Below are 23,514 nucleotides of genomic sequence, written 5' to 3'. Positions count from 1 at the left end.
TTAGTATGTTGCGACAGCATCTGGATCGGTTTTTCGGGCTCACGGCTAGCGGGACGACTGCTGGCCGTGAGGTTGTTGCGGGCCTGACGACCTTTGCCGCAATGGTTTATTGCGTGGCGGTCAATCCGATGATCATGGCAGAAGCCGGGATGGATCGTGCCAGTGTGCTGAGTGCGACATGCTTCATCGCAATTTTCAGTACGACGTTGATGGGGCTGCTTGCCAATCTCCCCCTCGGTGTTGCGCCCGCCATGGGCTCCAATGTCGTTTTTGCGATCATTCTCGTCAAACAGATGGGCGTTCCCTGGCAATCTGCACTGGCGCTGGTGTGTCTGACGGGTGTGATCTTCATGGTCATGAGCCTGACGCGCCTTCGCGAGAGGATTGCGCACGATATCCCCGATACACTCCGGATCGGGATTCAGGTCGCGGTTGGGCTGGTCATCATGTTCATTGGAATGCGAAATTCCGGTTTTGTCGTTCCGAGCCCTTCGACCTTTGTAACCATGGGGCCGATCACCAGCCCAAAAGTCCTGATGACGCTGGCCGGGTTCATTCTAACACCTGTTCTGGTTGCACGGCGTGTGCCTGGCGCTCTGATCCTGTCCATTATCGCTCTGACGATTGTGGGTCTTTTCCTGCCGGATGGAAAAGGCGGCACCGTCACGCGCTGGCCGGAACATGTTTTTGCCCTGCCACAGTGGCCGCGCGCTACTGCCTTCCAGCTACAGCCGTTCTACCTCGTGCAGCACATTCTTTATGTGCTTCCGATGCTGTTTTTCTTCCTGTGCACGGAGCTTTTCGGCACTCTGGCCAATCTGCTGGGCGTCGTAACGGCTGCCGGGATGGTTTCGAAAAGCGGTCGTATTCCCCGTGCCCGGGAGGCGTTCATTACGGACGCGGCAGGGAGTATTCTGGCGCCATTACTGGGGACGTCCATCGTGACGGTCTATTCAGAGTCCATCACGGGGGTGCATGCCGGGGGCCGAACCGGCCTGACCGCTCTGGTGATCGCGGGTGGGTTTCTGGCAGCCCTGTTTCTGTGGCCACTGTTCATGATTATTCCGCCACAGGCCACCGCCCCCTCCCTCCTGATGGTTGGAATGATGATGTTTCAGGGCGTTCGGCATCTGGATTTGTCAGATCTTCGGGAGAGCGCACCAGCCGCGTTGACATTCATTATCGCTCTTCTGACGGGCAATCTTATCAACGGCATGGCCATTGGAACCTTCTCCTATACGGCCATGGCTCTCGCCACAGGACGCGGACGTGCCATCCCGCCCGTCGTGTGGGGGCTTTGCGTCATCTTCATTCTGTTCTTCGTTGTTTCCGCCCGAATGCACGGCCATCACGCCTGAGAGGACCCATCATGTTTTTAAAATCAGGCCTGCCGGCCCTTCTGCTCGGGCTCGCCTCTCTGCTTCCCTTTCGTGCGCAAGCGGCCTCCGATCCCAATTACATTATCATTGACAATGATTTTGCAGGGCCCGGCGGCACCAATATCCAGTCTGTCATTCCGCTCCTTGGACAGCCTGACAAGGCAACACTTCTTGCGTTTACCGTTGTAGTTGGTGATGGCTGGGAAAATGAAGCCGTGGCTCATCTGTCCCGTTTTCTGGATATCGCCGGAACGCCCTCAGTCATTCCTGTGGTTCCGGGGGCGACGCAGCCTCTGGTCAATTCGCGGGCACGACTTCTGGCATGGGAAAAATCAAACGGAAAAATGCCGTGGAAAGGAGCATGGCGAGGAGATGCGCCTGACTTTCAGCCGCCTGTAAAGGTTCTGAAGGAAGGTTCGACAGAACGGAAGACGCTCCCTGAAACGGCAGCTCTTTTCCTGATCCGAGAGGTCCATGCACATCCGCATCAGGTAACGGTCCTCGCCGCGGGTCCACTGACGAACGTCGCTCTGGCGATCAAGCTGGATCCAGATTTCGCATCGCTTTGTCGCCGTCTGGTATTCATGGGTGCAATCGTGGATGGAAATCTCGCGCAGGTGACGGAAAGTGCGGATTACTACACAGACTTCAATCTGATGTTTGATCCGGAAGCCGCCAGCATCGCGCTTGAAGCGCCATTTCCAGAAGTGATCTCCATCGGAGCGGTCGCAAATCCGATCCGCATGACTCCCGACATTCGGGACAGAGCCACACAGACACCTGGCGCGGTTTCAGACTATCTGCGTCAGTATTTCCACCCTCAACCTATGTGGGATGAACTTGCCGCCGCGATTGCCGTAGATCCGACGCTTATTACACGCACTGTTACCGCTCATATGGACGTCGATCTCACGCACGGTCCGAATTATGGCTATGCGCATGTCTGGCCGGAAAGCACACGTCCCCATATTGGCGAACGTCCTGTGAAAATCGTGACCGCAGTTGATACGTCACGCTTCATCCAGACTTTCGTGGATGCGGCCAACCGGATGAATACGCATGGTTGATGTAAACTGCTCGCTGGCAGACCCTCACCTGCGGAGGCGCGCGGTTGATGCGGCTATGGGGCGTACGGAGTTTGATGTTCTGCTCTGTAATGGCCTTGTCGCGGATGTTGCGACCGGGGAGCTTCGGGAAGCTGATGTAGGTCTGGTCGGCTCCCTGATCGCCAGTACGCATCCTCGGGGTCAGCGTCAGGATGCCCTGAAAGTTTTTGATCTCAAGGGAGCTATTGTTGCTCCTGGCCTCATCGACGCGCACATGCATATCGAAAGCTCGATGATTACTCCGCGTGTCTACGCGCAGACTGTTGTTCCTCAGGGCACAACGACCGTCTGCTGGGATCCGCATGAGATCGGAAATGTCAGTGGTCTTGCGGGAGTTCGCTGGGCGATCGAGGCGACTAAGGGTCTTCCTCTGCGCATTCTGGTCGAAGCCCCTTCCTGTGTTCCGTCCGCTCCTGGCCTGGAGCGCTCCGGTGCGGTGTTCGATATTTCTGCCATGGAAGAGATGCTCTCCTGGCCTGAAGTGATTGGCGTCGCTGAAGTGATGGATATGCGCGGGGTTGTGAATGGCTCTTCGCGCATGAGCGGGATCGTCAACGCAGGCTGTGCAAGTGGAAAGCTGGTCTGCGGTCATGCGCGCAATCTTGGAGGCAGGGATCTTCAGGCTTTCATGGCAGCGGGCATTGAGTCAGACCATGAATTGACCAGCAAAGCTGATATTCTTGAGAAGCTTCGTTCAGGTATGACGCTTGAACTTCGCGTCTCGCATGAAAATATCCTGCCTGAAGCTGTCGCTGCTTTTGAAGACCTCGGCTGCGTTCCCCAGACCGTGACGCTTTGCACGGATGATGTTTTCCCAGACGATCTGTTGCGCCGTGGCGGCATGGTTCACCATCTGAAATGTCTGGTTGCTCTGGGTATGAAACCGTTGGACGTTCTGCGGTGTGCGACCTTGAATGCAGCAATGCGTCTGGAACGGCGCGATCTCGGATTGGTCGCAGCTGGCCGACGGGCCGATCTGGTGGTTTTCGACAATCTGAGCGATTTTACCCCTCTGGAAGTTTTTACATCCGGTGCGCATTCCGCTTCTCGCGGCGTGCTTCTGGCAGACCTCCCTTCCGAGTTGCCTGGCCTTCCTTTGAACACCGTCCGACGTTCGCCAGTAACAGCGGCCGATTTCAAAGTTTCTGTTCCGAACATGCAGAAAGTCCTCGTTCGTACGGTCCGTACGCCTCGTACAACCCGATGGGGGCAGAGGGAGGTGGAGGTTGAGAACGGGTATCTTGTGCTTCCTGCCGATACGGCGCTGATGGCGGTCTTTAACCGTTATGGAGAAGATAGTCCGCCCGGCCTTGGGGTGCTTGAAGGATGGGGGGACTGGTCTGCCACGATCGGTACCACCATTCTTCACGACAGTCATAATCTTGCGGTTTTCGGCCGCGACCCGGAAGATATGGCCCTTGTGGCAAACACGCTCATCGCTGGTGGTGGCGGAATGGCAGTTGCTCGCAATGGGCAGATCGTGGCGCATGTTCCTTTACCTGTCTGCGGGCTTCTGTCTCCTGAAAGCCCGGATGTGGTGGGAGAACAGTTTGCCGCCGTGCGAGAGGCTGCGGCGGCTGCTACGACATGGGATGGTCCAACGTCCATGATCAAGCTCGTAACCGGCGCTTCCCTTGCTTGTAATCCCGGTCCTCATGTCACGGATCTTGGTATTGCAGATGGCGGTACGGGAGAAATCTTTACCAACATGATTATTGAGACGGCCTTCTGATGCATTTCCCTCATGATGTCGTTGCCATGCGCCGCGCGTTGCACCGTTTTCCGGAGACAGCCTTTCTGGAGTATCGGACAGCTTCAATCGTCGCCGAGCGTCTTGCCGAACTGGGCTATGCCGTAAAAGTAGGCGCGGACATCATGTGCATGGAGAATGTTCGCGGTATTCCCTCAGTTCAGGATGTGGAGGCAGCGAAATCTGCGGCCCTCCAAGCCGGAGTCAGTCGGGAATGGCTGGATAAGATGCCGGCAGGACAGACAGCAGTCTGTGGTGAGCTTCAACGTGGAGAGGGGCCGGTTCTGGCACTCCGCTTTGATATGGATGCCCTGCCCGTTCATGAATCGGATGTCGGAGAGCATCGTCCAGCCGTTGCGGGATTTGCCTCTCAATGTGAAGGGCGGATGCATGCCTGCGGGCATGATGGTCATACCGCCATTGGCCTGGCTGTTGCAGAGCGCCTTGTCCATGTAAAATCCCAATGGACCGGCACGTTACGCTTTATTTTTCAGCCCGCGGAAGAAGGTGGTCGTGGGGCGCAACCCATTGTTGCCAGTGGCTTGCTGGACGATGTTGATGTGTTTCTGGCAGCGCATCTTGGATGTCAGCTTCCGAGTGGACAGATCGCCCTTTCTGCGGATGGCTTTCTGTGGGCTGAAAAATGGAATGTCACATTTACCGGGGTGGCAGCTCACGCAGCCATGTGCCCCGAAGAAGGGCGTAACGCTCTTCTCGCGGCGTCTCTTGCCGTGCCCGGCCTCTATGCCCTCCCGCGGGATGGTCAGTCTGATACCCGGATCAATGTCGGCCTTTTTCAGGCAGGGCGAACCCGCAACGTCATCGCGGATCATGCCTATCTTGAACTGGAACTGCGCGCTTCCGCTCAACAGGGGCTTCAGCGCCTGACGGAAGGAGCAAGACGAATGCTTGAAGGCGCTGCACTCAGTCAGGGCGTCCATGTTGACATTGACGTTTACGGAACAGCCATCAGTACCCAGTCGGACGATGCAATCATGAGGCGTCTTGAAGCGGCGGTTCACGAAACACGGGCTGGAACAGCGGTTCGGAACTGGCCTATTGGCGGTGGTGATGACGCCACTTTCATGATGCAACGGGTACAGGAGCGGGGCGGCCACGCAGGATATTGCCTGATCGGGGCTGATATTGCCGCCCCGCATCATGCAAGCTTGTTTGATTTCGACGAAAACGTTCTTGAAAGGGCCGTAAACCTTCTGGTTGCCTTCGTTGAGAGGTCTGCATGAGTACCCTGCCCTTCTGGCAGCACTTTGCGCCTGAGGAAGATCTTTCAGCGCCTTATACGGACCGTTTCAGGGTAAGGATTGGACCTCACAGACTGGATCTTCCTTTGCGGGTTCTCCCAGATGGACAGCAGGCTGTTTCCTCTTTGCTGGTGAATCAGGCTTCTTTTACCGTGATGGATGCGCTATCCGACAATCTGTCTGAAATCGCTCGTTCCCTGATGCCTGATCTGGTCGTCGGTATGCCAACGCTCGGTTTGGGTCTGGCTGCAACGGTTGCAAAGGCCTGTGGGCTTGAACGCTACGTCCCGTTAAGCACATCCCGCAAATTTTGGTATGATGACAGCCTTTCAGCGCCGCTGTCATCCATCACCAGCCCGGATAAGACCAAACGACTCTATCTGGATCCGAACCTGCTTCCCTTGCTTCGGTGTGCAAAGCGGATTGTCATCGTGGATGATGTTGTCAGTACGGGATTTTCTCTGGAGGCGGCCGTCAAAGTTCTGGGCAAGGCTGATGCCTCGCCGTATGCGGCTCTCTGCGTCATGACGCAGAGCCAGCGTTGGCAGGGTAAGTTTTCATTTCCTGTCATGAGCTGTTTTTCATCGCCACTCTTTGAACCATGTGATGGTGGCTGGGTTGAACAGGACTAGGTGCCCGCTGTTATGGTCTGAGGGCCTGCACAAGGGCGCGCAGCGCCTTCTGGGCCGCCTTGGTACCCCACTCTTTCAGAAGTTTCTTCCCGCTCGAACGGTGAGCAAGGGCATATGGGCTTTGCCGCACAGGCGGCATCGCTGAGACGTGATCTTTGAGGGAGGCCGGTAAGGACGGGAACGGATCAATATTCACAAGTTGGGTCAGCATGGCCACAGAGGTGATCTTGCAAGTCGGATGGGGTGTGTTGAGACAGACATAGGCACCTGTTCCATTTCCGGCCGGATCGTAGACTGCTTTCCATGTCACGGCCGGAACAGGAATACGGTTGGCTCCAATCGTTTTCTGGAAATGGTCTGGATCATATCCAGGGCCTGTCACGACGAAGATTTCGCCTTCCTGCTCAGCCCATCCTCTTACGGCACTTTCGACCCCTTCCCATGCTCCACGGTTTAATTCGGCTGTCTGGGGAACGATATTTGACAGCAGAAAAGACTGGTTCTGGGAGGTTGTGTCCGGTTCGTCTCCGCTCGGGGTCATGTGCCCTCGATCATAGCCAGAGGAGCGATAATCCGAGAGCAGCGCCTGCATGGTCCGGGGAAGCCGATCATCTGGCTGGAAACTGCCATTACGCTGTGTTTTTCGGGCGAGAGTGACGTTTTCTTCAGTCAGGTTTTCGGCGGACCAGAGCGGACTTTTGGTCTGTTCGGATATGAGAACCGCATAGCCATCATTGCACAGCAGGACTGTCCCGATTTTCTGGGTCTCTGACAGAAGAGCTGGCGGGGTATTGCCCGCGAAAAACTGGGGGCAGCTTGCGGCCTGCGCTGCATGAAGGATTGCCAACTCAAACAGCGCCCCCAAAACGATACGCTGTCCAAGCCCGATGTTCATGGTTTGATAAATCCTTCAGCTTTTTATAAGGCTGGAAAGGAATAATGATATTATCTTTCTAGAACAATATCATAGCGCGAAAATCAACCTGCGCTGAAGTGGGCGTTTGTCTAGGCTCAGGCCCCATTGATTTGATTGTGGAAATCTGATTCAGGCTCTGCGAGGAGACTGGAGATGAGCGACTTGTTTTGGCTGACGGATGAACAGATGGAGCGTCTGCGGCCCTTTTTCCCAAAGAGCCACGGCAGACCCCGCGTTGATGACCGCCGCGTGCTGAGCGGCATCATCTTTGTGCATCGGAACGGCCTGCGCTGGCGTGATACACCCCGAGAGTACGGTCCATATAAGACGCTCTACAACCGTTGGAAGCGCTGGGGCGCCATGGAGATCTTCGCCCGGATGATGGACGGTCTGGCTGCCGGAAAGGCAGAGCCCCAGACCATCATGATTGATGCGACGTATCTCAAGGCACACCGCACGGCTTCAAGCCTGCGGTTAAAAAAGGGGATCCAGGGCGCCTGATCGGTCGCCCCAAAGGCGGTATGAATACCAAACTCCATGCGGTCACCGATCAACATGGACGACCGCTGAGCTTCTTCATGACTGCGGGACAGATCAGCGATTATACCGGTGCCGCGGCTCTACTGGACAGCCTTTCTATGGCACAGTGGATGCTGGCGGACCGGGGTTATGATGCTGATTGGTTCAGGGACGCCTTGGAAGAGAAAGGGATAAAGCCCTGCATTCCAGGACGGAAAAACCGATAAAATACGACAAGTGGAAATATAAACGACGCAACCGTATCGAGACCATGTTCGGGAGACTTCAGGACTGGCGGCGGGTCGCAACACGCTATGACAGATGCCCGACCGTCTTCTTCTCAACCATCTGCCTCGCCGCAACCGTCATCTTCTGGCTATGAGTCCTGAGCCTAGGCCTCATGCGTTTTCCGGGGAGCGCCACAAGGCGATACTTCCAATTAGGGCTGTAAACACAACATAGATTGCGGGGGCCAAAGGTGTATGCGGCGTCAGGGACGAAATAATTGCCGGAGTTAGCCCTCCGAACACTGCGTAGGAAATATTATAAGAGAGTGAGAGCCCTGAAAAGCGAACCATAGCGGGAAACGCGCGAAGCATCCCAATTGGAACCAGTCCTACAAATCCGCAGCATAGACCGCTGAATGCCGCCCATAGTGTCAGCATATGAGGGAAGTATGGCGCGATACCATACAGGCCCAAGGCGCCAACAGAAAGAGCAACGCCGCTGATGACCCCGAGACCCTTTAGCGGGAAAATGTCTGTCAAACTGCTCATCACCACAACGGAGACTGTCAGGCAAAGCGTGGCAGCCAGACTGGCAATCATCGTCTCAGCGGGGGAGACATGATGAAGTGTCTGCATAAGCGGAGGCATCATCAGAACGAGAACAACAATGGCTGCAGTCAGGGTCCACGTTGTCATCATGGAGCAGAGAATGCCCCGCCGATGATCACGAAGGAGGATTTTCGCAGGGAGGGTCTCTGCAGTTTCCGCACGCTCATGCATTTCCCGAAAAACAGGGGTTTCTTCCAGCCACCGGCGCAGGAACATGGCTCCAAAACCGAAGATCCCTCCAATTACGAAGGGAATACGCCAACCCCATGAGGATACGACGTCGGGAGCAAGGGCGGCATGGAGGAGTAGAATAATGATGGAGCCAAGCAAAATACCGCCGGTCAACCCTCCCGTCAGAAGGCCGGTCGCCAGACCTGTTCGGCCTGCCGAAGCGTGTTCAGATACAAAAACCCAACCGCCCGGTGCTTCACCACCAATTGCAGCCCCTTGCATGACCCGGAGTACCAAAAGGGTTAAAGGAGCTACGACGCCCAGCGTTTCATATCCTGGCAGCAGCCCCATGAGTAAGGTTGGAACCGCCATCAGAAGGACGCTGAGCGTGAAAACTTTCTTTCGTCCGGAAACATCGCCAAAATGCGCCATAACAAGGCCGCCTAGTGGCCGTGCGAGATACCCTGCCCCAAAGAGACCGAATGCCTCTGCCTGCCGAAGCCATTCTGCCTGGCTTGCAGGAAAAAAATGAGCTGCAATCAGCTTGGCCAGAAAAGCAAAAATAACAAAATCGTAGAATTCCAGTGCTCCTCCAAGAGATGCAAGCGCAAGGATACGAAGCTGGGAGAGGCTGAGCGCAGAAGGCACAGCGTCCGGGCGAGGCAACATAGAAAAATGATCCCTGCTCTTGGGGAAAGAAAGACGGATAGCTCATTTTGAGCCGGTAACCGGGGTGGTTATGTTATTTGTTTCTAGAAGTCCATAATTAATGGAAGATAATATCTCAATCTGACTAAAATTTAGCCGAAAAATTTTTGTAATTTGACTCTGCTAAATTCAAAAAGATCTTATTTCGAAATTGTACTTCGCTCTATCAGAGAGACACTCTGGAAGTATGAAAATATTTTTCTGAACCTTAAATACAGAATATATTATATATTCAATTTTTTTGAAAAATAATAAATAAAACAAAGTAAAAAAATATAATCAAATTTCCGATACCTAGCGAAGCTCATGAAAATATTATTATTATTTCCTGTGGAATTCTGTATTTTTTTCGAAGTTCTTTAGCAGCTCAAGCTTCAGATGCTTGGGCGGAGGCTTTGAAATTCATGAAACCACAATCAGAAATTCTGATCGTCGGAGGCGGTGTCGCAGGTCTTTCGCTTGCGGCGAGTCTGGGCAAAACCTTGGGAAAGCGCCGTAAGGCACGCATCACGTTAATTGACAAAAGCTTTTCCCATGTCTGGAAACCAATGTTGCACTGCTTTGCGGCAGGAACGGTTGCCAATGAAAACGACCGGATCAGCTTTATCACCCAGGCCAGTGAGCATCACTTCGAATTCTGGCCGGGTGAAGTTGTCTCGATTGACCGTGAGAACCGTCAGGTAGTTCTCAGTCCTTTTCATGCTTCGGATGGTTCTCTAGTCCTTGAAAGCCGGACCATCCGTTATGATACGATCATTCTCGCGATTGGAAGTTGTGCGAATGATTTCGGCACGCCTGGGGTCAAGCAGCATTGTCTCTGTATCGACAATCTCGTGGAAGCCAATGTTTTTAATGAAAAATTCCGTATGGAATTGATGCGAGCTTTCGCACACGGTTCGGAATTGGACATTGCTATTGTAGGTGGTGGCGCTACGGGAACCCAACTGGCTGCCGAACTTCACAAAGCTCTTGATATCGTTGACCCATACAGCTTGCATGCGTTTGGAAAAACACCCCCAAAACTGAGGGTGACCCTTCTTCAGTCAGGTCCGCGTATTCTGCCCGCTTTTCCAGAAGCGGTATCGCTTGCCGCCCAGCAGGAGCTTGAGCGACTTGGCGTCACGGTAAGAACATCTGCTCGCGTGGCAGCAGCAGATTCAACTGGCTTTATTCTCAAAGACGGTACACATATTCCTGCCAAGCTTCGTGTCTGGGCTGCGGGTGTAAAAGCCCCGGAAGTGACGCAGACCTACGGGAATCTTTCTTTAAATCCCACAGGCCAGATCCTGACACATTCAAATCTCTGCTCCATTGATGATGACCGGATTTTTGCTGTAGGCGACTGCTCATTCATCAAGGATGACCCCCTGCCCGCTACGGCTCAGGTCGCGCGGCAGCAGGCTCTTCATCTCGCACGACATCTGCCCGCGTTTGTTGAGCGTGGAGTAAAGGTCCCCGGGTGCGTTTTCAAAAACAAAGGCGCCATTGTCGCTTTGGGAAAATACAACGGGTGGGCAACACTTCCCGGAGGAACAGTCTGGGGAGGTGGCTTTTTTCATGGGTTTTCAGCTCGGATGGCGCATCTTTTCCTCTATCGTAGACACCAGATCGAACTATTCGGTTTCTATAGAGGGCTGATTTCGCTTTACTCAGACTGGATTGAAACTTTTGTACGACCGTCGGTAAGGCTGGATTGAACTTCTATAACGTACCTGTTTTTTACAGACCACAGCTCTTTATTTCCTTTGATTGGGTAATAAAGAGCTATTTTCTAAAAATATCTTAATTTATTCTAGTCAAACGGATGCGGCATTTTATTTTTGTCTGCATGGGGATATAACGCGGATATGTCCTCACAGATTGTTTCATAAATGTTTCACTCTTCTCAATGCGCGTCAAAAACTGCTCTAAACGGCTCCAGAACCGCTATTGTGACGGGGGCATCTGGTGGAATTGGGGCTATTGTGACCCAATCCCTTCTGGATCAGGGCTACCATGTGGTCGGTCTGTCGCGAACACCTCCAGAGATTGCCCATGAGGCATTCACGTTTGTTCCGTTTGATGCCTCACAAACAGCTAAATTGGAACAAGTCTGCGAAGACATTGCCAAAAACTTTGTTTCTGTGTCTGTTTTGATTCACTGCGCCGCAATCATACAGCCAGCCGAGGTTGAGGCGATGGGGACAGACGACGTTCTGCGCCAGATTTCTGTGAACCTGACGATGCCAATTGTGCTGACTTCCAAGCTTTTGCTTTCTATGGAAAGAGGAAGCCGGATTATTTTTGTAAACTCCATGGCTGCGACAATGCCTCTGGCCGGAAGCAGTATCTATGGTGCCACAAAGGCTGGTCTGCGTAATTTTGCACTCTCCCTCTCTCAGGAGGTGGCGTACCGCGGTATTTCAGTATCATCCATCTTTCCCGGTGCCGTTCTAACTGAAATGTTGCGTCAGGAAATGGCGTCAGGCGGTTCTGTTCTGAACTTTGTGAGTTGCCCGGCTACCCCGTGCGCCGTGGCGCGGGAGATTGTCTCCCTGATCAACAAGCCCAGACTGGAACGCTTTTTCCCTGCCCTTGACGGGGTTTTTGGCGGTCTATGTATGTTGATGCCTGGATTATTGAGAATTTCTATGCCTGTCCTGACATATTTTGGGAAACAGGGTTACGCGCGCGCCATTCGCGAAAACCTTTTCCAGAATAAAGCCTGATTTTCTGCTCAAGGTCAGACGTGGAGCGGCTATTTGGACATGCAGGTGCAGTAAACATGAACTGCTGAGAAAATTATGAAGCCTGACATCCAGAACCAGTTGGCATGAACATGGCCCGCTGCATCCAGGGTAGTGGTCATGCAGGCGATAAGAAAGAAGCCGGTCATTAATGCCCCGGACAACACGATCCATATAAGCCGCTTCTTGTTCATCTGTCCTGTTACTTTCGTTATTACCCTAAGTCAGGAGGGAAAACTGAACCCAAAAGCTCACTTATGCAAGCGATTGAGGAAAATTATCAGCAGAAAAATCTCAAAACTCAAAAATATTTCATGTAAGTCTTTGTTTTTGCATTTATTATAAAATTTACTAAATTATAAAACTTTATGAGCAGCTGCATGATTTCCTGAATGCTCTCTATTGTGGCTATAATTAGGTCGTCTGCACTCTCAAGAGGCACGAGAATAATGTCTGGAAAAGACGCCTTCATACCCGCAAACCATACTCTCTTATCCCGGCAGGATAGCCGTTGTATGGGAGCAAAATTGCGGAAATCCATGCCTCGTGCCGCGCAGGCTGAATGGACACTTCCGGAAAATCGCGTAGATCCAATTGAGATCTTGAGGCAGCAGGGCCTTACGCGTATCTCTTCTCTTCTTTCTATCCGTTATGATCGAATGAAGGTCTCTCCCTTCACGTTTTTACGGGGAGCTGCGGCTGTTATGGCGCAGGATCTGGCCAAGGCGCCAGTTTCTGGCATTCGCGTTCAATCGTGTGGAGATTGTCACCTCGCAAATTTTGGGAGTTACGCCTCTCCCGAAGGGGTCCCGGTCTTTGACATCAACGATTTTGACGAGACTCTTGATGCTCCTTTCGAATGGGATATCAAACGCCTCGGAACGTCCCTCGTGCTCTCTGGTCAGGAGAGCGGCCTTTCTCCAAAAGCTGCCAGACAACTCGTGAAAACCATGTCCTTGGCTTACACGCAGCAAATGGCGCGACTGGCGGGGATGACGCCCTTGCAAGTATGGGTAGACCGCATCGACCTGATGGCTGCAATTTCTGACTTTGAAGACCCGAAGGTCAAAGCAAAGGCGGAAAAGCTTCTTTCCGATCGCCTGGATGCCGCCAAAGGATATTTTGGTCTTGTCAGTAGCGATAAAAGCGGACCGTCCCTGAAAGAAAAACCTCCTCTGGTTATGCGTTTGCCTGATCAGGAAGAGACTATCCGCCTCGCTTTCGCGCGCTACATCGCTACGCAACCTCCTGAGCGCGCCATTCTGCTGAAGCGTTACAATCTACGCGACGTCATCTTCAAGGTTGTGGGTATCGGAAGTGTCGGCACGTTTTGCGCTATTGGCCTGTTTGCGACGGCTGATGGAGAGACCATGCTTCTTCAGATCAAAGAGGCCCAGACATCGGTTCTTGAGGCAGGATCCCCTCCCTCACCGTTCAAAAATCAGGGCGAGCGCGTCGTTACGGGTCAACGGATCATGCAGGCAGTCTCAGACACGTTTCTGGGGTGGACGCACAGTAATGCGTCCATTGGGGACGATACGCCGGATATGGCTGGTGCCGGACGGCAGTTTTACGTGCGTCGCGTCAAGGACAGTCGTCTCGCCGCGATCGGCACCGATGTCGCTCAGGAAGGGCTGGAAGATTATGCGCGCTTGTGTGGCCGCACTCTGGCACGTGCGCATGCCCGCTCTGGAAATGCCAGCATGATTTCCGGCTATCTTGGGAAAGGTGCAGGATTTTCGGACGCAATGACCGAGTTCTCGGAAGCCTATGCCCAACAAACCGAAACCGACTGGAAAAACTTTGTTGCCGCTCTCGAACATGGAAGGCTGGCTCCTGAATAGAAGCCAACTCTAACGCGGCAGGGTTTTACCTGATGTGGATCACCGACTATAGGAAAGCCAGATTAACCAATATGCCCGGCGGCTTTCCTTAGGCGGACTTCCCTTCATGATACGTCAGTCATCGTCTCTCACGACCTATATCGTCACGTTCAGTTGCCCGAACCGCCCGGGTATCGTCGCTGCGGTCAGTCAGCGACTTTTCGAGTTGGGTGCGAATATCACTGAGGCACAACAGTTCGATGACATGGCTAGTACCCGGTTTTTCATGCGGATCGTCTTTGAACTTCCCAAGGATGGTCTTTCAGAAGAGGCGCTAAAGACGGAGTTTGCCGGGCTGGCTAACATCTTCTCGATGAACTGGTCCATCAGCGACCGTTCAAAGCGTCTCAAGGTTCTTCTGTTCGTTTCCCGCTTTGATCACTGTCTCGTGGATCTCCTGTATAGGTGGCGGCTTGGCGAACTCCAGATCGATCCTGTAGGCATTATCTCCAACCATCCCCGGGAAACCTACGCGGATCTGGACTTCCACGGCATTCCTTTCCACCATCTGCCGATCACGAAAGAGACCAAGGCAGAGCAGGAGGAGCGGATCTGGACCGTCTTTCAGGAAAGTGGTGCGGAACTGGCTGTTCTTGCCCGCTACATGCAGATCCTGTCGAATGAGATGGCAACGCGTCTTTCCGGGCGTTGCATCAATATTCATCACTCGTTTCTGCCGGGTTTCAAGGGGGCCCGTCCCTACCATCAGGCGTTCAGCCGAGGGGTCAAACTGATCGGGGCCACAGCCCATTATGTGACAAGCGATCTCGATGAAGGCCCGATCATCGAGCAGGACGTGGAACGGATTTCTCACGCAGACGATCCGGACGATCTGATCCGCAAAGGCCGGGATATTGAACGCCGTGTTCTGGCCCGTGCCGTCCGGTATCATGTGGAGCGTCGGGCCATCCTGAACGGAAACAAGACAATCGTTTTCACCCCCTGAAACAGTTCGACGGCCGTGCCGTCTGACAGACCGGAAGTGCTTGGACATGCCTTTTCCGATGTGTCAGCATGGCGCGTCATGTCCTGAGCAGTTCTGGTAGAAACAGTCTTTGAAACCCGTCAAAATTCTTCACACATCCGACTGGCATCTTGGTCACGAACTTTCAGGTCACTCGCGTGAGGCAGAACACGATGCTTTTCTTGACTGGCTTCTGGATGAACTCGAAGAACAGGCCTGTGACGTTCTGCTTGTCACAGGGGACCTGTATGACATGGCGAACCCGCCCGTCTCGGCACAGCAGAGACTCTATGCCTTCATAGCAAACGCCAGAAACCGGTTGCGGCATCTCCAGATCATCATGATCGGGGGAAACCATGACAGTGCCCTGCGGATTGATCTTCCAGGCGCCCTCGTTGATGAGAGGGTTTATCTTGTCGGCAGTCTTCCGAAAAAGAACCGTCAGCCAGATTTCGAACGGATCTGCATCCCGCTTGAGAATTCGGAGGGTCGGGTTGCCGCCTGGCTCGGAGCAATCCCTTTCTGTCGCCCCGGCGATCTTGGAAAAGAAAGCCTCGAAGAGCTTTACGCGGAAACAACCCGGCAGCTTTTGGCGCGGACGAATGGTCTTCCCGTTGTTCTCACCGGGCATCTGCATGTCGCCGGAGGGGATGTGTCAGAGCTGTCAGAGCGTCGGATCGTCATAGGGGGCGAAGAAGCGCACGCCGCGTCCCTGTTCAGCACAGATGTCACCTATGGTGCTCTCGGGCATCTGCATCGACCGCAGCAGATTGCTGGGCCGTCACTGGTTCGCTACGCAGGTTCTCCCTTCCCGCTCTCCGTGACGGAACGCAACTATAAGCATTCTGTAACCTTGGTAACGCTGACGCCGGGTACGCGGGTGGTCCAAGAACTTTTAATTCCCCGGGCTGTTCCTTTCCTGCGTATCCCCAATGGGGCTCCGCGTTGTCTTGATGCTGTCATGAAAGAGCTTGAGGCTCTTCCTGTGGAAACACTCCCGCGCGATCAGCAGCCGTTTCTGGAAGTTTCTGTTCTCATGGAGACTGCTGAGCCTCATCTGCAAGCCCGGATACTGAATGCGCTGGAGGGGAAATCCGTTAGGCTGACGCGGATCAACCGTGTTGTTCAGCAAAGCGGGCACTTGGGATCACTGGCGGATCAAAGACAGGAACTGGCCGACCTTCAGCCCGAAAAGGTTTTCGGGGCACTTCATGAGCGGAAATACGCCACGAGCCCGGACGCAGCGCTGGAATGCGCCTTCGCCGAACTTCTGCTTCTGGCAGAAACCGCAGATCCTATTCTTTCGAAGGCAGACTGATGCAGATCCTTGCAATCCGTGGCAGTAATCTTGCCAGTCTGGCTGGATCATTCGAGGTCAACTTTAATACGGGGGTTCTGGCTGATGCCGGCATCTTCGCGATTACAGGCCCGACGGGGGCTGGGAAATCCACGCTTCTGGATGCCATCAGTCTCGCCCTTTTTGACACCATTCCCCGTTTGGAAAGTGCTCCCAAAACAGGTCAGATCACGCAGGATGAGATTGGCCCGCAGGATCCTCGGGCGATTTTGCGGCATGGCTCCAGCCACGGTTTCGCAGAGCTCGATTTTGTCGGGCGAGACGGTCGAAGCTATCGCAGTCGTTGGGCCGTCCGCCGCGCCCGGGACCGTGCGGAAGGTAAACTTCAAACCAGTACGCTTGATCTGGAATGCCTTGATACCGGGGAACGGCTGGGCGGGAAAAAGACAGAAACCAAAGCGGAAATCCTGCGGCTCGTCGGTTTGAATGCACAACAGTTTGGTCGGGCTGTTGTGCTGGCTCAGGGAGAGTTTGAAGCCTTCATCAAGGCAGATGGCGATGAACGGGCACAATTGCTCGAAAAGCTGACAGGCGCTGATATCTACAGTCGTGTTGGCAGGATCGCTTTTGAGAAAGCCCGTGATGTTAGAGCGGGATATGACACTCTGGAAAGGCAGATTGCGGCGATGAACGGCCTCGACACAGAGGCGCGCCAGTCACTGGAAGAAGAACGACAGGCGGCAAAAGTCGCTCATGACGAAAAGCTGGCGATCTGTGAACAATTTCAGACCGCCCAGGACTGGCATGACAGACTATCGGATCTTAAAGCCAAGCGTGATGCCGCATTTCAGGCCTGCGAAGCGACGCGGCAGGCCTGCGACAATGCAGCCCCTCGCTTTACTGCGCTGGAACGCCACAAGCAGGCTCTGACCCATATGGCGGCTTGGGAAAGGCTGAAAGATACCGAAGGCAGAGTCCGTCAAGCAGAAGACGCCGCTTTTCAAGCCCGACAGACTGAACAAAGTGTCAGTCATGCCATGACGTGTGCTGAAAATGAGCTTGAAACTGCGACACAGGCTCTCGATGCTGCCAAGTCTGCGCAGCAGGACGCTGCTGCTGCTCTTCACGAAGCCCGACAACTGGACATGGAGTTAAAGCATGTCACGGAAGGGCTCGACCTTGCGACGAAAAGCCTCGGCAAGCAGACTGATATTTTTCAGAGTGCTGATACGGCTTTAAGAAAAATCACGCAGACGGTTCTTGATGTTCAACTCAGGAAAAACGAACTCACGGCCTGGTTGAGAGAGCACTCCAACCTTGCAAAACTGTCTCCTTTTGAAGCTGACCTGATTTCTGATTTCAAGGCTCACGCAACCCTGCTTTCTCAACGCTCAGGACTTGAAGAAGTAGAACATCTGGCGGGTTGTCAGCATCTGGAAGCCGTAACACAAACCCGAAATGCCAAAGAAGCGCTCGAAAATGCCGCTCAGGCTCTGAAATCTTCCGAGGAAGCGACATGGCAGGCTGAAGCAGATTTGCCTCGCCAGGAACACTTTGAGCATCTGACCTTATCTCTTCGTGCACTGGAAGCCATTCAGAGAAAAAATCTGGAAGTAAATCGTCTTCATGAAGACGTACAGAACTCTGAAACGAATTATGGAAAAACAGTTTATGATATTCAGCGTCTGACTGCTGAACAGGCAGACTATCAGAGTGAACTCACTCAGCTAGAGACGGAAATCCCAATTCTTTCAGCTATTCTAAAAGAGGCAAAACGTTCGGAGGAACACTGTAGAAATACAACCAGTGACGCAGCCATGATGATGCGAGCAGCCTTGGTGGAGGGAGAGCCTTGCCTGGTTTGTGGGGCGACGGCCCATCATCTTGACGCATTGGATGCCATGCTTGGCGGCGCAGTCGACGCCGCGCGGAAAAGGACAGACGATGCTGCGACCGCGCTTGAGACCGTGCGTGATCGTGCAACGGTTCTGGCGACCCTGAGTGAGACGGTGCACGAGCAACTCCGCAAGCTATATGACCAGCAGCGTCACCAGAATATGGCGAAAGAGGCCTGTCAGGCAGCGTGGATATCAGGTGTGGAGCAGTTGGAGCGAGAGTGTCGGGCTTATGGTCTGGACAACAAGCTGTCCGGCCACGCCTTAACCGACGAGACGCAAAAACGCCTGACGGCTCTCGGTCAGGAGCAGGCGGCACTTCATGCAAAAATACTGGCACTTGATGAGGTTCGAGCAGCAGAGCGCACAGCAAGAACGCATCACGATACAGCCCGACAGTCTCACGAGCACGCTGAAACTCATTGTCGGGTCGCAGAAGACAGAATGAAAGAGGCGCGCCAACTGCGTCTTCAGGTCGACGCAGAGCAGACGCGTCTGGAAAAGTGCCTGGACGACAGACTTTCCGACGTCATTGCATGGCGTGATCTGTCAGAAGATCCAGCCATGTGGCTGTCTCGTACTCTTGCGGCGTGGCGTCAGAGGACTGATGCGCTCTCCCAGTTGGAAAGTGATTGGCCAAGCCTGCATGCCGCACATTTGCGTGCTGAAGGTGAAGTCCAGGCAGCCAGAACATCTCTGGCAGAGATCCAGGCAGACTGGCAGGCAAGGAACGATGTCTATCAGGTTCTGCTTCAAAGACGTTCGGGCTTGCTTGAGGGGCAACCTGTTGACAACGTTGTTGAGGCTCTTGCCGGAGCAGTCAAAGTCGCTGAAGACGCATTTCAGAAGGCACAGAATGCCAGGAACGCTGCATCAGAGCTTGCGGTGGGCGCAAGAGCGCGTCGTGAGGGGGCGGAAAAGCTTTTTGAAGAAACTCGAAAAGAGCTGGTTGATTTAGGCGAAAGCTTTGATGCTCGGCTGGAGCGTGAGGGGTTCAGCCGTGTAGATATTGGAGAGGCCGAGGCTCTTGGAGTGGACTATGCCACGTCTGAAGAGAGGGCGCTGTTTGAACTGAACAAGGCCCATAGTGATGCGTGCGCGGCCCTGAGGCCCCGTGAAAGTGATTACGCACAGCACGACGCCAGCAGGCAGGCAGTTTTTGAGATTGCTGATCTGGAGCAGCAGCTTCTAAAGGCGAAAGCAGCCGTCGTAGATGCTCAAACCGGGCTGACCCGATTGGAAGCGCGGATTATTCAGGACGACGAAACACGATTTCACACAGCTGAACTTAGGGCGCAACTCGTAGCAAAGCGTGCGGATGGTCATGTCTGGGAGCGGCTGGGAGAGATGCTGGGTGACGCTCAGGGAAAGAGGTTCCGTAATTTCGCACAAAGCCTGACGCTTGATCATCTTCTCGACTTTGCAAACGAACGCCTTGCAGATCTTAAACCCCGTTATACCCTTCAACGGGCGCCCGCAGGGGAAATGCTGATCGAAGTCATTGATAATGATATGGGAGGGCTGGTTAGAGGATTGCAGAATCTTTCCGGTGGGGAACGCTTTCTCGTCAGTCTTGCGCTGGCCTTGGGACTTTCTGAAATGTCTACCGGGCGCGGCATTCGGATCGAAAGCCTGTTTATAGATGAAGGGTTCGGAGCGCTGGACTCTGTAAGCCTGGGACAGGCGGTTGCTGTGCTTGAACACCTTCAGGCGCAGGGGCGCCGCGTTGGTGTGATCAGCCATGTAGAAGAACTCAAGGAACGCATCCCCGTAAAAATCGAGGTAACGCCTTTATCAGGTGGAAAAAGCCAGATCGCGATTGTCGTCGATTAGGACTGACAATTTTATGCGATGGTACGGGCAGAGGGACTTGAACCCCCACAGCTTGCGCCACCAGAACCTAAATCTGGCGTGTCTACCAATTCCACCATGCCCGCGGACTGTGGGGTGGGTCTATACGAACTCTTCGGTATCGGCAATGGCATTTGTAGTTATGGCATTGAAAATGTTGACCCCGCTGCCTGATACAGATCTGGCTGTATCAGGCTCTTTCTTACAGGATGCTCGGGATTTGAAGTTCAGTCTTTAACCTTCTGGAACTTCAGAACAAAATTGTCGCCCTCCCCAATGGCTTCATATTTTGCATGGTCCGTTGCTCCCAGTGCGTAAGTGGGAGGCAGCGTCCAGATCCCTTTGGGCCAGTTGGCTGTATCTTTCGGGTTGGCATTGATTTCAGAACTGCCAACCAGTTTGAACCCGGCCTTCTGGATCAGGTCGATTGCGTAAGACTGCCGAACATATCCGTCTTTTGCCATCGGATCCTGAGGTGCCGTGGTATTCCCACGATGATCCTCAATGCCCAGTATGCCACCCGGTTTGAGGACCCTGTGAATGGCGGCAAGCATTTCCGGCGCGTTTCCGGCTTCCATCCAGTTGTGCATGTTGCGGAATGTCAGGACGAGATCAACGCTGTTTGCAGGCGCAAAATCCAGATGCTGCCCGTCAAATTGCGTGGTTCTGATCCGTCCGTAAATGTCTGGACGTTCGGACTGAAGTTTGCTGATAGCCTGTTTTTTCAGGTCAGCAGGGCCTAACGCGACGGTGTATGTGCCATGATCATACAAATAAGGCGCCAGAATTTGCGTCCAGTACCCTCCTGATGGCCAGATTTCCAGAACATGAGCGTCTGGCTTCAACCCGAAAAAAGTCAATTCTTCAATGGGATGGCGGACCGCATCACGCGCTACAAAAGCGGGCGTTCTTTTCGGAGAGTGTACAGCCTGATCCAGGGTTGGCCCGGCAAGCGCGGACGTAACGGTCAGGAGAGGAAACAGACACAGGAAGGCATATTTCGACAGCATGAAAGTGCTCCAGTCGTGAATCTCACAACTGTGGCTTCAAAACTGAAAAAAGTCTTTACTCATCTGGGAAAATTTCTGAGAGCAGAGGCGTTGTTCCGCTTTCGGATATGTTTCTTTCAACCGTTGGCAGGCACTTTCTGGCAACGCTCTCTACCGGCAGTAAAAACAGGACTGGATACCCATGCGTCTGGACGATCAGCGGGAAAGCACCAACATTGACGACGTGAGAGGTTCCGGTGGGGGTAGTCGCACGCCCTTGCGGATTGGCGGTATTGGTGGCGTCATTCTCGTGATTGGTGCGCTCTATTTTGGTGTAGACCCCCGCATCGTCCTGAACCTTTTGCAGACTGGCCCGTCATCCGACAGTTCGACAGTTGCGCAGGTTCAGCGTCCAGCCAATGATGCTGGCAAGCAGTTTATTGCCCGTGTTCTCGGATCAACGGAAGACGTCTGGACAGCATACTTCCAGCAGATGGGACGCACATATCATGAGCCCCGGCTGACGCTTTTCAGTGGTGGCGTACAATCCGCCTGTGGCTATGCACAGACATCGGTTGGGCCATTTTATTGTCCGGCGGATCACAAGGTGTATCTGGATCTCCAGTTCTTTCAGGAGTTGCAGAACCGGCTTGGAGCGGGCGGCGATTTTGCAAGAGCGTATGTTGTTGCCCATGAGATCGGGCATCATGTTCAGAATGAGCTTGGCATCATGCAACAGGTCAGCCGACAGGGCGATGCGTCTCAAAAAGGGGCCAACGGGCTTTCTGTACGTGTGGAGCTTCAGGCCGACTGCTTTGCTGGTGTCTGGGCCAAGCGGGCGAATGACGCCAAACATCTTCTCGAAACAGGGGATATCGAGGAAGGCATGAATGCGGCTGCTGCTGTTGGTGATGATCGGCTGGAGCGTCAGGCGAGAGGATATGTCGTTCCTGACAGCTTTACACACGGCACTTCAGCCCAGCGCGTCAGTTGGTTCAAACGCGGTCTGAGCAGTGGTGACATCAATCGCTGTGACACGTTCAGCGCGCCGAGCCTTTGATATCGTCCGAGTGTACCTGAGACTGGCACGCCACAGAATGAGATGACATCTTTCGATGCCGTCATGAGTCTGGAAAAGTGCGAAAATATGATGCTTCATGCTTGAATTGCCGTTGATCAGGATATTCATCATGAAGCGCATTTTGCTTCCCCTTTCCATGGCTCTGTTTGCCTGTCATGCAGGTTCTGCACTGGCTGACGACGCAAGCTGCAAGAGCGGTCCGCATCCCCTGCCTGCTGGCTATGAAGGATGGAGCAATCCCTCCCCTTTAAACGCCGCAACTCAGGCTGGTGCTCTCTCTGTGAGCAGGCTGACATTGGGACATGCCGCTACAATCCGGCTCGCTCACACTCCGGATGTGCATTTTGTAGAGCGTCCGGCAGAGCCAGGCGGAAGTGTCAGTTTCAGTGGCATGGTGGTTTTTGAGGCGCCTAAAGATGGGACATACAGGGTTATGCTCCCAAACAAGACATGGATTGATGTCCTGCAAGGGACTGTTCCAGCCAGTTCGACTCACCATCAGCACGGACCAGATTGTTCCGGTATTCGCAAGATGGTCGATTTTCCACTTAAGTCTGGCACTTACACGCTACAGCTTGCCGGAAGTGGGCAGCAAGATATTCCCGTTATGGTTTCCTCTGTTCCGTGACGTTTTCTGGTCTGTTTTTTCTCATGGTGACAGTGAGCTGCCTGCCAGCAATGGCTTGTGCAGCCTCTCTGTCTCCCGAGAGGGCTAAGACAGAGTTGGGGCATCGTCTTTTCTACGATGCAGACCTGTCTCTGGATGGGAGTATGTCCTGTGCTACCTGCCATGAGCAAAGACATGCTTTTTCTGATGGAAATCCCACACATCCCGGCGTGACGGACGAACAGGGTATCCGTAATGTTCCCTCCCTCGCCAATGTAGGATTATTCCATAGCCTGACATGGACAGATCAACACGTCACTTCTCTGGAAAGACAGATCTTTATTCCCCTAAGCGGGAACCATCCTGTTGAGATGGGCATGACCGATATGGCCGAGCTCAATCAGCGACTTTCGGCAAATTCCTGCTATCGGGCTCTTTTCTCAATCGCATTTCCAGAGAGTGCTATGGACATGAAGCACTTCTCTACAGCGCTTGCGGCTTTTGAGCGCACCCTGGTGTCAAACCACGCTGTTTGGGATCAGCCGGATCATGAGGAGACAAGCGAGCAGAAGCGTGGGGAGATGTTATTTTTCGGGCAAGGAAAATGCTCGGTTTGTCATAATCCACCATTGTTCATGGATCACCATTTTCACGTTCTGGGAAAGCGCAAGGATGGCCCCATCAGAACGCCGTCTCTTCGTAATGTGGAAGTCACAGCCCCGTATCTGCATGATGGGTCCGCGGCTACTTTGGCGGCTGCCATTCAGGCTCATCCGAATACAGATGCTTTATCTGACACAGAAATAGCCAGCATTACGGCTTTTCTGTCTCTTTTAACGGATCAGACATTTCTCTCACGTCAGGACTTCGCCTTGCCTGCCGAACAATGCCCTGTCAGGATTGCACAATGAAGGATCATTGCGTCCATGATCTGCTGATAGG

17 protein-coding genes, 1 tRNA gene and 1 pseudogene are annotated in these 23,514 nt (G+C 53.6%); 15 read left to right on the top strand and 4 right to left on the bottom strand.

Annotated elements, in window-relative coordinates; translation table 11 throughout:
* Positions 1-5: 5 nt before the first annotated feature.
* From GJA01_RS04720 to GJA01_RS04700, 5 genes are read left to right on the top strand one after another with little or no spacing between them, the layout of a single operon-like run.
* Positions 6-1,358: an NCS2 family permease gene (locus tag GJA01_RS04720; protein WP_062502613.1), complete on the top strand. Its 1,353-nt coding sequence runs from the start codon at positions 6-8 to the stop codon at positions 1,356-1,358.
* 11 nt (positions 1,359-1,369) lie between these two features.
* On the top strand, positions 1,370-2,446 hold the full coding sequence (locus tag GJA01_RS04715) for a nucleoside hydrolase (RefSeq protein ID WP_062502614.1): 1,077 nt from the start codon (positions 1,370-1,372) through the stop codon (positions 2,444-2,446).
* The gene (locus GJA01_RS04710; RefSeq protein ID WP_062502615.1) at positions 2,439-4,217 is read left to right on the top strand and encodes an adenine deaminase; all 1,779 of its coding nucleotides are present in this window, start codon (positions 2,439-2,441) and stop codon (positions 4,215-4,217) included. The genes GJA01_RS04715 and GJA01_RS04710 overlap by 8 nt, the downstream gene beginning before the upstream one ends.
* On the top strand, positions 4,217-5,479 hold the full coding sequence (locus tag GJA01_RS04705) for an amidohydrolase (protein ID WP_062502616.1): 1,263 nt from the start codon (positions 4,217-4,219) through the stop codon (positions 5,477-5,479). The genes GJA01_RS04710 and GJA01_RS04705 overlap by 1 nt, the downstream gene beginning before the upstream one ends.
* Complete coding sequence (locus GJA01_RS04700) at positions 5,476-6,129, top strand: phosphoribosyltransferase (RefSeq protein ID WP_062502617.1); 654 nt, start codon at positions 5,476-5,478, stop codon at positions 6,127-6,129. Before GJA01_RS04705 ends, GJA01_RS04700 begins: the two co-directional genes overlap by 4 nt.
* Positions 6,130-6,139: 10 nt before the next feature.
* Here GJA01_RS04700 and GJA01_RS04695 read toward each other — a convergent pair whose 3' ends face one another.
* A complete protein-coding gene (locus GJA01_RS04695) occupies positions 6,140-7,024 on the bottom strand; it encodes a DNA/RNA non-specific endonuclease (protein WP_062502618.1) in 885 nt (294 codons plus the stop codon).
* Positions 7,025-7,198: 174 nt separating this feature from the next.
* Here GJA01_RS04695 and GJA01_RS04690 point away from each other — a divergent pair.
* Positions 7,199-7,946: pseudogene (locus tag GJA01_RS04690) on the top strand (IS5 family transposase).
* A gap of 16 nt (positions 7,947-7,962) precedes the next feature.
* On the opposite strand, the gene GJA01_RS04685 reads toward GJA01_RS04690, so the two are convergent.
* Positions 7,963-9,240, bottom strand: a complete 1,278-nt coding sequence (locus GJA01_RS04685) for an MFS transporter (protein WP_099282279.1) — start codon at positions 9,238-9,240, stop codon at positions 7,963-7,965.
* A gap of 443 nt (positions 9,241-9,683) precedes the next feature.
* On the opposite strand from GJA01_RS04685, the gene GJA01_RS04680 reads away from it, so the two are divergent.
* The 6 genes from GJA01_RS04680 (at position 9,684) to GJA01_RS04655 (ending at position 19,877) form a co-directional block, all read left to right on the top strand.
* Complete coding sequence (locus tag GJA01_RS04680; RefSeq protein ID WP_010503341.1) at positions 9,684-10,976, top strand: NAD(P)/FAD-dependent oxidoreductase; 1,293 nt, start codon at positions 9,684-9,686, stop codon at positions 10,974-10,976.
* A 234-nt stretch (positions 10,977-11,210) separates the two neighbouring features.
* A complete protein-coding gene (locus GJA01_RS04675; RefSeq protein ID WP_255312263.1) occupies positions 11,211-11,987 on the top strand; it encodes an SDR family NAD(P)-dependent oxidoreductase in 777 nt (258 codons plus the stop codon).
* A 533-nt stretch (positions 11,988-12,520) separates the two neighbouring features.
* Complete coding sequence (locus tag GJA01_RS04670) at positions 12,521-13,849, top strand: DUF2252 domain-containing protein (protein ID WP_253783221.1); 1,329 nt, start codon at positions 12,521-12,523, stop codon at positions 13,847-13,849.
* Between the two features lie 106 nt (positions 13,850-13,955).
* Positions 13,956-14,834 carry a formyltetrahydrofolate deformylase gene (purU, locus tag GJA01_RS04665; RefSeq protein ID WP_062503391.1) on the top strand — a complete coding sequence of 293 codons (879 nt, stop codon included), beginning with the start codon at positions 13,956-13,958 and terminating at the stop codon, positions 14,832-14,834.
* 109 nt (positions 14,835-14,943) lie between these two features.
* A complete protein-coding gene (locus GJA01_RS04660; RefSeq protein WP_062503393.1) occupies positions 14,944-16,170 on the top strand; it encodes a metallophosphoesterase family protein in 1,227 nt (408 codons plus the stop codon).
* Positions 16,170-19,877 (top strand): AAA family ATPase, encoded by a 3,708-nt coding sequence (locus GJA01_RS04655; protein ID WP_062503395.1) that lies wholly within the window; start codon positions 16,170-16,172, stop codon positions 19,875-19,877. Before GJA01_RS04660 ends, GJA01_RS04655 begins: the two co-directional genes overlap by 1 nt.
* A 19-nt stretch (positions 19,878-19,896) precedes the next feature.
* On the opposite strand, the gene GJA01_RS04650 is transcribed toward GJA01_RS04655, so the two are convergent.
* Together GJA01_RS04650 and GJA01_RS04645 are read right to left on the bottom strand one after the other, a co-directional pair.
* Positions 19,897-19,981, bottom strand: a tRNA-Leu gene (locus GJA01_RS04650).
* 141 nt (positions 19,982-20,122) lie between these two features.
* The gene (locus GJA01_RS04645; RefSeq protein WP_010503152.1) at positions 20,123-20,905 is read right to left on the bottom strand and encodes a class I SAM-dependent methyltransferase; all 783 of its coding nucleotides are present in this window, start codon (positions 20,903-20,905) and stop codon (positions 20,123-20,125) included.
* 181 nt (positions 20,906-21,086) lie between these two features.
* Here GJA01_RS04645 and ypfJ point away from each other — a divergent pair, with 181 nt between their 5' ends.
* From ypfJ to GJA01_RS04630, 3 genes are all read left to right on the top strand, one after another.
* Positions 21,087-21,944: a KPN_02809 family neutral zinc metallopeptidase gene (gene ypfJ, locus GJA01_RS04640; RefSeq protein WP_062503397.1), complete on the top strand. Its 858-nt coding sequence runs from the start codon at positions 21,087-21,089 to the stop codon at positions 21,942-21,944.
* 130 nt (positions 21,945-22,074) lie between these two features.
* Positions 22,075-22,593 (top strand): hypothetical protein, encoded by a 519-nt coding sequence (locus tag GJA01_RS04635; protein ID WP_172794460.1) that lies wholly within the window; start codon positions 22,075-22,077, stop codon positions 22,591-22,593.
* Between the two features lie 23 nt (positions 22,594-22,616).
* Positions 22,617-23,483: a cytochrome-c peroxidase gene (locus GJA01_RS04630; RefSeq protein WP_253783223.1), complete on the top strand. Its 867-nt coding sequence runs from the start codon at positions 22,617-22,619 to the stop codon at positions 23,481-23,483.
* Positions 23,484-23,514 lie beyond the last annotated feature (31 nt).

The organism is Gluconobacter japonicus, from assembly GCF_002723975.1.
Taxonomy (GTDB): domain Bacteria; phylum Pseudomonadota; class Alphaproteobacteria; order Acetobacterales; family Acetobacteraceae; genus Gluconobacter; species Gluconobacter japonicus.
Note: the sequence above shows the minus strand (reverse complement) of the source record. Positions and strands in the feature narration are given on the sequence as shown.